8 protein-coding genes and 1 pseudogene are annotated in these 12325 nt (G+C 41.4%); 1 reads left to right on the top strand and 8 read right to left on the bottom strand.

The genetic code is table 11. The features are described 5' to 3' along the window. Positions 1-343: 343 nt before the first annotated feature. The 5 genes from RG963_RS08565 to RG963_RS08585 all read right to left on the bottom strand — a co-directional run bounded on the left by RG963_RS08565 (position 344) and on the right by RG963_RS08585 (position 5724). Positions 344-1000 carry a hypothetical protein gene (locus RG963_RS08565; protein WP_310575849.1) on the bottom strand — a complete coding sequence of 219 codons (657 nt, stop codon included), beginning with the start codon at positions 998-1000 and terminating at the stop codon, positions 344-346. Beyond that, complete coding sequence (locus RG963_RS08570) at positions 1001-1600, bottom strand: DUF4255 domain-containing protein (protein WP_310575850.1); 600 nt, start codon at positions 1598-1600, stop codon at positions 1001-1003. 98 nt (positions 1601-1698) lie between these two features. Continuing rightward, positions 1699-4068 carry an AAA family ATPase gene (locus RG963_RS08575; RefSeq protein ID WP_310575851.1) on the bottom strand — a complete coding sequence of 790 codons (2370 nt, stop codon included), beginning with the start codon at positions 4066-4068 and terminating at the stop codon, positions 1699-1701. Positions 4069-4645: 577 nt separating this feature from the next. After that, positions 4646-4957, bottom strand: a complete 312-nt coding sequence (locus RG963_RS08580; protein WP_310575877.1) for a DUF234 domain-containing protein — start codon at positions 4955-4957, stop codon at positions 4646-4648. Positions 4958-5055: 98 nt separating this feature from the next. Beyond that, positions 5056-5724: an ATP-binding protein gene (locus RG963_RS08585; RefSeq protein WP_310575852.1), complete on the bottom strand. Its 669-nt coding sequence runs from the start codon at positions 5722-5724 to the stop codon at positions 5056-5058. A gap of 833 nt (positions 5725-6557) precedes the next feature. On the opposite strand from RG963_RS08585, the gene RG963_RS08590 reads away from it, so the two are divergent. Beyond that, positions 6558-6845: a hypothetical protein gene (locus RG963_RS08590; RefSeq protein ID WP_310575853.1), complete on the top strand. Its 288-nt coding sequence runs from the start codon at positions 6558-6560 to the stop codon at positions 6843-6845. A 360-nt stretch (positions 6846-7205) separates the two neighbouring features. On the opposite strand, the pseudogene RG963_RS08595 reads toward RG963_RS08590, so the two are convergent. The 3 genes and pseudogenes from RG963_RS08595 to RG963_RS08605 all read right to left on the bottom strand — a co-directional run. After that, positions 7206-7568: pseudogene (locus RG963_RS08595) on the bottom strand (IS1634 family transposase); the annotation flags it as partial. Further along, positions 7552-9861, bottom strand: coding sequence for an eCIS core domain-containing protein (locus RG963_RS08600; protein ID WP_310575854.1), 2310 nt, complete (start codon positions 9859-9861; stop codon positions 7552-7554). The gene RG963_RS08600 and the pseudogene RG963_RS08595, both read right to left, overlap by 17 nt. Before the next feature lie 868 nt (positions 9862-10729). Then, positions 10730-12010 (bottom strand): right-handed parallel beta-helix repeat-containing protein, encoded by a 1281-nt coding sequence (locus tag RG963_RS08605; protein WP_310575855.1) that lies wholly within the window; start codon positions 12008-12010, stop codon positions 10730-10732. Between the last annotated feature and the right edge of the window lie 315 nt (positions 12011-12325).

A 12325-nucleotide genomic window follows, 5' to 3' on the forward strand; every position in this document is an offset into this window, starting at 1 on the left:
AATATTTTACTTATAATAGAATAGTAAATAAAAAACTATTTGTTAGACAATTTATCTTAATGTTAGACTATTTTTGGGCAGCTGTATTTCGTTGTGTACCTAACAAACTTCCATAATTTGCAATTTTTCCAATCCAGTTTGAAAACAGATTTTGACGTATCTTTTCTATAATCTTTACTTTATAAAACTTTAATTTTTTAAAATGACTTTATGTAATATCTTAAATATAAGATCAAAAACATAAAATAGCACGTAAAGAGAAAATATAAAAATGATCTAAATATCCACACTAAATAGCAAAGATCCATATTTATAATAAAAGTAAAATATAAATAAATGGCGTTTAGGGAATTTTAATGACTCCTGCAAATATACTCTTAGCTTCTTCTATCAATACAGGAAGAGTTTTTTCGATTCCTTCTCCTTTGATTTCAAGGATAATCTCGGCTTTTCTATTAATGATTTCCCTGAAATAAAGAACGAATTCTCCCTTTTCGTCCGGAATTCCCAGAATTTCCCGGCCTGTAGATTTTGATATCGCCTTTATTGTAATACCTGCAAGAAGATCCGGCTCTGGCACAAGCGGGTCAAGAAGGCCTCTTAGAAGTGTTATCCTATCCGGAAAAGGATACAGAGGCTTTGGCTTCAGGACAATTTCGACAACAGGTTCTTTTGAATTTACGAAAGAGGAGGTATCGACTATCCTTTCCTCGGAAAAGTAAAATTCGGATTTTACGCTTAACGTATACGTACCTTTTGGAAGTCCAGAAAAGGTATGGTATCCACTCAGGTTTTTCAAAGCTTTTACAGTTGTTATTTTTTCCCCATTCAGCATCACCCTTACCTCTCCCAGAGGTTCTTTTTGCGTATAGTCATCAACAAGCCATACTGCAAAGGACAGGCTGAGAGAAGAGGGACAGGAAAATACGTACTCTTGCCTGCCCTTGCCCTCGATTCTTCCCGTTTCAGTTATGGCTATATACGATTTGACAGAAGCCACTTACTTCTCCCTCCTTTCGGGCATTTGCCGTTGAGGGCCTCCTGTAACCCTGCTGGTTTTCTTTTCACTTGAAGATTCGATTCTCACTGGCGTTACCTGATAGCATACCGAAGGCCGGAAACTTTTGTCTTTGAAAGTGCTCCAGATCTTGGTTATGTCGTCCAGGCTCAATGCACTGTTAATTATGTGCAGTTCAGTATCATATGCGGAAAGGCTCCCTTTCAGAACTGAACCTGTAAGGATAGGGTTATCGTGCAGAATCTGCATAGCTCTTCCCAGAATTCTGTGCTCTTCTGCGGTCCTTTCGGTTCTGTCCTGAATTCCAGAAGAAGGGTATGAGGCTAGCATGTAGTAAAGGTCAAGGTCAAGGGGCGGAGCTCTGAGTTTCGAAGGCCCAAGAACTTCCATATCCAGGTTTCTCAGGTGGATGTTTTCTTCAACCTGGAAGAGGAAAAGGGAAAGGCGGATATTGTCCTTGCCCTCGATTTCTCCCGGAGACACAAGGGCTATCGAATCCGAAGGTATGATATCCTGCATGTTTTCTCTCAGGAGTTCTACAAGGGTTTCTCCGACATCAGCTATCGCCGTATAATCCGACATTTTCATATCTCCTGCTGCCTGAATTTAAATAACATCCTTTACCTGTTAAGAAGTCCATCTTTATAACTTTCGTTATAATTTCTCTTCATAAATATTCGTCATTTTACCAGCTCATAATAAGCTCCGAAATCCCCAGGGGTGCAGATTTTGCCCATTTTCTGGAATTCTCGCTTCAGAGCTCTCAGGATTTCTTTCATGCCTATAACTCCGGAACCGTCCGCAGCCAGAACTGCGGCAAGCAGGACAATATTTTTTATATTCCCACCTGTGAGCTTAAATTTTGAAAGGAAATTGAAATCCACATCTTCCCCGATCCGCACTTTTTCAGGGAACATGCCGATCCAGATTTCTTTTCTTGAGGCTTCGTCAGGGATTGGAAATTCCACAGCAAACTGCAGCCTCCTCAGAAAAGCATCATCAAGATTCTTTTTATAATTGCTTGCAAGGATGATTATCCCTTCGTGCTCTTCCATCTGCTGGAGCAGGTAGTTTACCTCGATATTTGCATAGCGGTCGTGGGAATCATTAACTTCTGAACGCTTCCCGAAAAGAGCATCGGCTTCGTCAAAGAAAAGGATTGCATTGCCGATCTCAGCTTCCCCGAAGATCTTTTTCAAGTTTTTCTCGGTTTCCCCGATGTACTTGCTTACTATGCCGGAAATATCAATTTTGTAGAGGTCGAGCCCAACCTCCCCTGCGATAATCTCGGCAGCCAGAGTCTTGCCTGTGCCAGAAGGGCCTGCAAAAAGGATATTCAGCCCTTTCCCAAGCGAAAGTTTTTTATCAAACCCCCATTCGGAGTAAACGGTCTCCTTATGCCTTACAAAGGCACAGATCTCCTCAAGCTGCTCTTTTACCGCCGCAGCGAGTACGATATCCCGCCATTTCCGCCGAGGATTGATTTTTCTGGCAAGAGAGTTGAGTTTCAAGCTGGAACGGTTCCTGCAGGCCCTGTAAAGGTCTTCCGTAGTAAGAACTGCTTTATCCTGGCCCCGCGATGCGACAAAGCCCTGCGCAGTCGAAACAGCGTCCCTTATCTGGCCGCCGCTTAGTTTGAATCTGGCAGCAAGGTTTTCTAGCTCAGCCTCTCCTACACTGTTTTCAAAGTTTTGCAGAAACAATTTCCAGAGCTGTTTTCGCTCCGCAAAAGCAAGCAGGGGAAAAGCACAGCTTATAAAAGTATTATTTTTCAGGACACTTCCAGGTTCCCACAATTGTCCAGCAGATAAAAATACAGGCCCTCGAAAAGAGTCCAATGCCCTGACAAGGCTTGAAAGGCCTGACCCGGAAAAGCCAGATCTTGAGAAATCGGAAACTGAGAAACCGGAGCCATAAGTGCCGTAACCTGGGACAATACTTGAAAGCCCGGAATCCAAATCCTGCCCCTGTGCACCGCGCCCCCATAAGGCGTCAAAATTTTCAAGGAAAACCGCCCCATGCTGGAGGAGAGCTTCTCGCAAAATCAGGCTCAGGGCCTCGCTTTCCCAGCCTTTTGGAAATGCCCCGGCATCTGCCAGAAGCAAATTTACCTTAAATTCCTTGCAGCATGCCTCAGCCGCAAGCTTTTTTCCTGTTCCAGATGGCCCGTAGAAGAAAAACATTAGCCTAGCGTTTTCCTCAATTGTCCGTTTTATCGCTTCAAGAAGGCAATTTTTCTGGTCATCTGGGACAATAAGATCATCAAAAGACCTGACAGGCTTTACAAGTGTTGAAAACCTGGCAATTTTCGGATCAGTTTCATCCGAATTCAGCAAAAAAGCCGCTATCCTCTCATCCAGTTTGACAAATCTTGATAGCAGAGGAGGATTTGCATCCGCACCGTCCCCGACAAGAGAGATAAGTCTGTTTCTCAGCAGAGGGGCAGAAGGGGAAAAGTGCTCCCTTGCCTCAAGTTTTTCCTCAAGGCCGGCACAGAGCAGATCAAGTATCATTCCCACCGATAGCTGTTTTTTTGCTAGATCATTTTGCAGGTAGGTGTACAGCTTTGCAAAGCGTCCGTCAAGTTCCGGGGCGAGCGCTATTAAAAGGACATCTGTTTCAAAAGGCGTCAGGGAAAAAAGTTCAGATAAGGTGTGCAGCCTTAATTCAATTCCTCTTTTCAGGCTCTCAGCTTTTTTCCTGCTGATCGTTCTTTTCAGAGCATTAATTTCCTCAGATTCCAGCCCCTGCTCCTGACAAGCTACAGAGCCACAGCATACAGCCTGTAGAATCGAGTTTGCTTCAGCCTCCGATATGAACATGCCTGGAAAGTTCGGTCTGTCCTTTCCAGCCTCAGATTGAGTTTTTTCAAGGAAGAGCCGAATAAGCATCCCTATACGTGCCAGTTCTTCCTGAAGGTGCTCAGGGCTGTTCTTGTAGAATTCTTCAGTTAAAACGGGAGTCTGCCTATTTCCGTTCAAATACGAATTCGGTTTGTGGCCCTGGCTTTTCGCAAATTCAGCGAGATCCTCGCAGTTTATGGAACTCATTTTCGGTTTCCTGAAGGGATTTTAAGTTAATTTACATCCGCAAAATGAAAATATTATGATCTTATGATCTTTCGGGAGCTTACGGATTTTTTACAGTTTAAAAGTGATACATTTTTAATAAACTTAATCTTTTGTTAAAGAGCCGATCCCAAAAATTCAAAATTAGCTTCTTTTGGTCTCGTATTTTGAGTGGCCAATTAAGTTTCTGATCCTGATAAATGGTCATAATTCTAAAAAAGGGCAGTATCCTTGAACCGGATCATCCAGGCCTCCACACTCCCAGAACCCAATGCTCTTACCCTATGTCCCTCCATGATGCCATCTGACCAACAACTGCGGGGCAAAGGGTGCTTTGCGGGCAGTGACGAACCATCTGCGTAACAGTCTACGTTGTGATATGTCTTCCGGGCTTGAGATTGCCCGAAAAAACGTTTGTACGGTTCGCTGGGCGTATCAACCGGCTTTATGAGCAAGGTGTGGATGAACTCCGTATTGGGGATACGAACGGCGTTGGTTTTGGATTAGGGCTGGCCTGTGAATCGAGGTTAATTTAGTGACTTATAAAATTTGCTATGTGTTAACTCAAAATACACCATGAAAAATTACTTGTATGAAAATTATAGGTACAAAATGCAGTTTTGATCTTAACAGAGATATCATCCAGATCAAAAACAATCATTCCATCATCCCTTAATTCGCTTTTGTTTTCTATTTTTTTCGCAACAACCGCGAAATGTTCCTGCCGTCTTTCATTGCTCCAGTACACATATTTTAACTTCTCTTTTAGATCATCAAATATCTGTCTTGTATTATTAGCTGTCAGAGTCTGCCATTTACATTCAACAAATATGATCTCTTTTGAGCCCTCATTCAATGCAACAACATCGATCTCATAGGTATCTGCCCCTTTTTACTTTCCAGAAATCTTACCCCATTGCCTCCCGGTTCTTTCAAAAGAAAAGGGTAATTTACCAGAAATGTTCAGATCTATAATGTACTGTTTCGCAATATCTTCAAAGATTGACCGAGATACTGGTCGTATGTGGTGTCTATTCGCAAAATCGCTGCGTCCCTGTTTATTTCGAGGATGGACCTTGCTGGATACACGTATGTATACCAGAATTTCATGAAATTGTCTGCCAGGGGATAGATGGAGCCTGTCTTTATATCTTGTGTTTTTTTAAGAACTACAGCCCATTCTTTGGTTACAAATCCAATATTTATAAGAACGCGCAAATACTTCGGGAGATTCTGGACAGATATGCCGGTTTCGTCTGAGATTTCAGATACCCGGTTCCTGACTTTTGAAATTGTTTCAAGGATCAGTTCATAGTTAGTCGGGGTCCTCAGTTCTTCCTTCAATAGAAAAGTGGCTTCATCATAAAGAAAAGTCGCTCTTTGCAGTATGTTCTTATTCACATTATCGATAAACGAAAGGTTTTGATCAAATTTGTTAAGGTATGCAGGCACACCCCCAAGACAACCATAGATCTGCACCAAATCTTGTGCACTTTTTTGTGGGAAAAAATGAGTGACATGGGCGAACTTTAAAGGTTCCACGTTAATCTGCCCGGTTCGTCTGCCATACAAAGGAGATTTGTATCCAGGAACCTCATGTTCCATCATCCCTATGCCTGAACCAGGAAGAATTACCATGACGTTGGCATCGTTAAGATGCAGGTCCTATGCCGCCTGAAATGAGGGCATTGCCGCATTACTGCCCTCGATTAAGTATGGAACCTCATCTATAATAATAACAGGCTTGCCTTTTATTTGCCGGGCAATGAATTTGAGGGCTGCATCCCATTTGTGATCTTTGGCTGGTATATACCGAGCTGTTCAGATGCCTTTTCCAGAAAGTCTTCTACCTGTTGCTCAAGGTTAAATTTCCGGGATAGATAGTAGACCGAAGGTTACTGCAAAATTTTCTGGGGCATTATCTTTTCGAATACGGCTCTCATCTTCCCTGAGTGTGAAATAGGATCAAATCTACTATTGACCCTTATTGATACTATTCTGTATTTCTCCTATTCGTTTTTTAATTTTTCTGTCATATTTTTTAAGCATCGAAACTCTTCGTAATATGCTGCTGACTGTGCTGTATGCTTTAATATTAAACTGTTCGCTGATGTTGTTAAGGTTCTCGCCTCGTATTTGGCGTAATAGATAAACGGCAATATTACGAGGTTCATTGCTCCAGGATATTCTATTCTAAGTGGACGTGACATGTTGTGATATATAACATTTTATCTTTCATGAGTCAATAGTAGACTTGACCCCATTTATCTCCTTGAACAAAAGAATTATTTTTTTGTAATGGGGAAGTTTATTCTCTTGACAAGGACCTTTTAATGGGTGACCCCTTTATATGTATCTTATCTCGTTGGATAAATCAAGAAAGAGGAGACTATGGAGAATTTATTGAATGGTGAATGATAAAAGCGGCGGCTTCAAGCACTTTGGGGATACTATGCCTCGTGTGTCTCATTTTGGGTATCGTTACGCTGGCATTGTTCAAGGATGCTCCCGTTGGTGCAAAGATATCTGTATTTGTGTTGATGTTCATTGGTGTCGTCGGTTTTGGATATGTCATCACAAAGCAGCAACTGCCGAATTTGATGCCAGAGAAGCCGCGCGAATTTATCGTGGGTCAATGGCAAAATGAACGAAAAATGGGCGATCTTGAAGCAGGCTCAATCATCACGTACTTCGAGGATGGGACTTTTTCGGGTATACATGATTCGTTCGTCAAGGGGCAAGGCGTACGTACCAACTAAAGGGGACATGGGAACTCACGCAATTGGCACCGAACAAAGGACGGCTCGCTCTGAAATTCAACAACGGCAAACAGTGGCAAGGCACATTTAATAAAGTTTTCGTATGGGCATTCATTGGTCATCGGTTAAGGAAAAATAACTGTCAATTGGATCGATTTCCACAAAGTTTGTTAATTATTCATTGATACTAAGCTGGAGTTAAATATCGATTTCAGTTTAAGCGCTCAAAATATGGGCTTGATCTTTTCATTGAAACCTTACTTTGACAGTATCCACTAATTGATATTGAAAAATTTATCCATTTTTTTTCTCAAATTGATTTGACACAAAGCTATGAATTTGTCAATTTTTATAATATTTCTAAGGAATAGTGCCCATTTTTGTTACAATTAAGCTATTGATCTTGTCAAAATTAGCAAAAATATAATTTCGGAGTCCATTTTTCACGAATTTTATTGTAAGTGTCAAATTCTTCAAGCTTTTTTTGATGAATTTTGTGGATTTATGCTTGATTTCCTCAAATTCATATCGCATCAGCGATATGAATAATTGAGCAATAAATCCCAGTAGAATAGCTCCATAAATACTATTGTCTGACCAAACCCTTAACGGTTTAATCTGTATTTCATTTTTAAGTGAGTTGAATATTTTCTCGATAGAGTCCTTTTCCCGATATATTTCCAATGCCTTTTCAAGTGTCAAATTATCATTGAAATCGAGACATGAGGGCCTTAAAATTAACCAATGGACTGCGTTTGGGCATTGCATCCCTCTCATGCCGTGCTTTCTCGATAAACCTATCAGGGCCTTTGCCCAATATGTCCAATTGTTTTTCCAACACGATGTCCGCTAGAGGACGAATATCCTCTGGTATGGTTAACCCTTTGCCACCCTGATTGGTTTGTTCGCCGGCAGCCTTAAACACCCGGAATGGTCCGTGCCCTAGGTCCCTAGGCTCAGCCACTTCGAATTGCTTTTTTCCAAGCGGCTCCCCTTCCGGCGATTCGGTGGCAACATCTAATGCACTCAATGCACTCTTTCTTAGTCGCTCAAACGCGCGGCCGTGCCAGCTAGTTATAGTATTAAACCATTTATCTTTGGGCTTTTCCAATAATCCTTCCATGTTCGTCCGGACATTTTCATTAAAAGTTTCCGCGTAGATTTTACGCAAATCTTCAGTTTCTTGCATAGTGCCCATGCACTGGTTTTCTACCGCAGCTGATTTCCCCCCTCTGCTGTAACTTATGAATTTGTCGGTGAAACTTCCTGCATACTTTGATAAGTGTTCACTCGGCCCTACTTTCATATCCAACACTATTCCGCGCTGTGTTCCCCCGATGTATGACTTTGTGATATCAACCATATTGTAAATAAGATCACCTTTCTCTTCTCCACTTTTTACAGCCCGAATAGTATCGTACATTTTTAGTAGCACCGTCCGTGCATCGTTGAGTATGGCCTTCGGGCTTTTCGCATCCTTTACATTTGCATCATCCTTTAACTGAGTGGACAGGTCTATCACATTGGCGTCTTCCTTGGAGACTCCCAAATCTTCATGTTGTACTGTTTTTCTGTCGAATCGTAATGCGAAAATATTAACGACGTGGCCAAGTGCTCTCCAGGAGTAGATGTTGAATTTCTCCAAGTTCCCCAGTTTATTGTCACCGAGCCATACGTAATTGATGATCAATGGGCTGGCGGCCACTTGCTTTCGGACTCCGGCTGCTTGGGAATCCATGATGCCCATTTCCTTCCGCTTATCTTCTTGCTTACCCTTGTCGACTAAATCCAGTGGAGATGCTGCTCCGCCACTCTGAGCATCCACTTTCTTCAGGACTGCTTCCTGGGCCTCCCGTACTGCTGAGGCGAGTACTAGCTCTATTCTTGCAGGTTTTGGTGCCGGTCTTGCTTTCTCTGATTCTGGTCCTGGGAGTTCAAGTTCTGCCCCCGCAGCCTCTGATTTTTGCCTTACAGTCTCCTCTGACGTCACTTCTGCCCAATCTAACGTTTTCAATGCTTCCCTTATTTCGTCCTCAGAAGTTATGATTGCTTTCATTTTCTTGAGGGCATCTAATACATTCAATCTTGTTTTATATTTATTTAATTCGGGGTAATTTAATGCAAAATTTTTCAGATAGAGCTGGGTAAGTTTATCTAGAGGACTTTTTAACACGCATTGTATTGGAATTGCTTGCTCCTCTTGGTGACTATTGTTAGCTACTTCTTGCAGCCTTCTTTGTGCAATAGCCTTTGGTCGATCATCCACAAACCTAAAACTTTGTTTCCCATTGCTCGTCTTCTTAGCGACATCATTAGCAACCGCCCTACTTTTGTTCTCTTTCAGCTTCTCTACTTGTGCATACTGCTGTAGTGCCTTCTGCCCCATAGAATCCGCTTCCGACTCTAACGTCCTGCTATCGTTCAACGGCATCGCACCCAGTTTGCCTGTCGGCTTTACCCGCCCCTGCATCTGCTGCACCGCATGCCACCCCTCATGCGGCAGGTGCTTCTCCTGCCCCGGCGCCACATGGATCTCCTGCCCCTGGGTATACGCAAGCGCATTGAGCTTCGCGGGTTTGGGTGAGCTGTACTGCACGCGCACACCTGAGAGATCCATGCCTGAGAGGTTCTCAAGACCCGATTTCAGGTGATCGGGCATGCCGGTCAGCTCCGATGCAAACTTACCTTGCAGTGGTTCTTCTTCCTCTGGGATCTCCTGCCTCTGCATACATGAAGGACATGCTTTTTCTTCCTCCGAGATTTCCTGCTTCTGAACTGTCGCCTGTTGAGCCGTGAAAGAACTTCCGATACTTGAAAGCAACCTGCCGACTGCTTGATTTCCAATGGTACGCTGAAGCTGCATAATGTCAGCATGAGTGAGTGATTTCGGGTTGATTCTGGCACGCTGGATAATAGAATAAGGATTAGATGAGGGGGTCTGGATTATTGGAGTCGGTTGCTTTTGAAAAATAGTATTCGTTTTCTTGGATTGCTGGATTTGCTGGTGCTCGGGCATGGGTAACGTCCCTGTGGAGGTTGAACGGCTGACTGTAAAAATTTTCAAAAAATTGATGATATATGACTTCGTTACAGTATAAAAATGTTCCACTTTTGGTAAAATTTCTTCGATTTAAAACTCCGTTCGGGCTCTGAACAAGCCACTGCCTTCAAGCCTTAATCCTTTTTCCCACATGCCTCTACCTGAGTAGACCTTCTCAAATTAGCTCCGAAAATCGGCATTCTAATTTGATAAGCACTTCTCAAAGTAAGATCAATCCGTTCAAAATATCAGTTCATGCCAAAAAAAGCATTACTTTCTATTAAATTTTATTATTGGAGTTATTAATGTTTTTTCCATAATTCAGTGGAATTATTTGTAAAAAAGTTAAATAGTCTTGAGGCTGATATACAACCTGACTCTTAACAATTAGGAGTCTGTTTCATTCAGGGGACAGAGTTTGGTTATCCCCTGCTGCCTCAAGCCAGGGCGGGTTAGTCTTTTTCATCCCTCTACATCTTCGTTTCAAAAGCTGCTTGCAACAATTGAGAAGTCCCTATTACTTTCAAAAAAAGATTACATAGGTTAATGCTAATAATACATGGGCGCTTTCCATCAGGCATTTGAATTTTCCCAATGGACGAGTGGGCTGGACGGCCTGCTCGTTCCCCAAACTTTTCGTTATTTTTCCTTGTCATCTATTGTATAGCTGTTCTAAATACTGGAATATCGAGAAATAAGTTCACTTTAGCGTTCACATTTCTCACAATAAGAGTAATTAAGAGAATTTTTATATATAATTTAACGTTCAAAATAGCTTTTTTCAGCTCGTCAAATTAAAGGTAGCAAGACGGGTTACTTAAAAATACGGATGACGATATGCCACTTATGTGGCGTTGTCATCACTTGAGCCGCTTTTTGCAGGTACGGGATCTGCAGGAATGTCTATAACAGTTTTTGAGGCGGTAACGTTCGTAAAACTCGTACTAAAGTTTACAGCAGGAAGTATCTGCTCCTGCAGATCAGATACAGGCACAAGAGGGAGGTAATCTGTAAAATTGGTTCCATTATAATTTAGATCTGAAATGCCATTTTCATCCGCATCCGGAGCTATCTCAGAGAAACCTGTCCTGTCCGGGCTTGCCCAGAAGTTGCCTCCGAGATAGGGTCCACCGACAATATTTGTGCCTTCAGTCCTTTTTATATTCCAGGTATTTCTCTTATTTCCGATGTCTGCATTAAAGATATTATTGAGATAATTATTGAATACAGTGTTGTTATCGCAGGCAGGACACATGGAAAGGCCTGAAACATCGTTCGAAGCAAGAATATTTCCAGAAAGGATGTTATTATCAGAGGAGTTAAGATGAATACCCCAATTGCTTTCTCTAATTATATTCCCGGAAATTATGTTAGAATTTGAGTGCGATACCCAGATACCGTACCTGATATTCTCCGAGATATTATTACCTGAAATTATGCTCATGTTTGAGTTCGTCAGATAAATACCCATATCGTTTTTGTTTATCGTGTTATTATTGAGGTTATTGATGCTTGAATTTATAAGGTAAAAGCCATAACCTCTATTCGAGTCTGCCGTATTGCTTGTAAGATTGTTGTCGCTGCAATTGTTCTCCAGAATAATTCCATGATGATTTGAATCTGCACTATTATTTAAGAGTATATTTCCTTCAGAATATACGAGCTGGATTCCATATTTCTCGTTCAAGTTCACTTTATTGTCCGAAATTGTATTATTTTTTGAGTTACTCAGATATATTCCAAGGGAATTCTCCGAAAGGTTATTGTTAGCGATAGTGCAGTTACTGCATCCAGACAGATAAATTCCTGTTACATCGGTATATTTGGCTGCTTTAACTTTAAACCCGCTAATTGTTGTATTATTCGCCCGCGTTTGGAACACATTTATATTCGGGTTATTCGCCATAACTACCGTATCTTCAGGATTCCCGGAATCCGATCTTATTGTAAGATTTTGTGTACTGATTATAATGTTTTCAGTGTAGTTTCCAGGTTTTATAATAATTACATCCCCAGAACTTGCATTGTCTACTGCTGCCTGTATTGATTCCCCCGGCCGGATCAAAATCTCAGCCGGAGTTCCTATACCAGAGCTTAATGTGAAAATAAGAAAGGCTACCGCCAAGCTGGCAAATCTGTTTATTAAAATCCCCCACACTCAATGTAAATTATTATTTAACTTTTTATTAATAAAAGAGAATTATAACATTAAATAATATGAATATATTGGATTAGAGTAATATTAAAATAAAGACATAAAACTATAAAGTAAATAGTGATCAGCACGTTATTTACTAAGATAAACTGGTATAGTTTTTCTATTTTCAGGTCTGAAGTGAACTTTTATAATAACAGGCTTCAGTGCTAAGTCCACATAAAAACTACCTCTACAAGTAACATAAATTGTTCCAGCCCGACAGAGTAGGAGGAAATCAACAAC

Origin of the sequence: Methanosarcina baikalica, from assembly GCF_031461075.1 — an archaeon.
Taxonomy (GTDB): Archaea; Halobacteriota; Methanosarcinia; order Methanosarcinales; family Methanosarcinaceae; genus Methanosarcina; species Methanosarcina baikalica.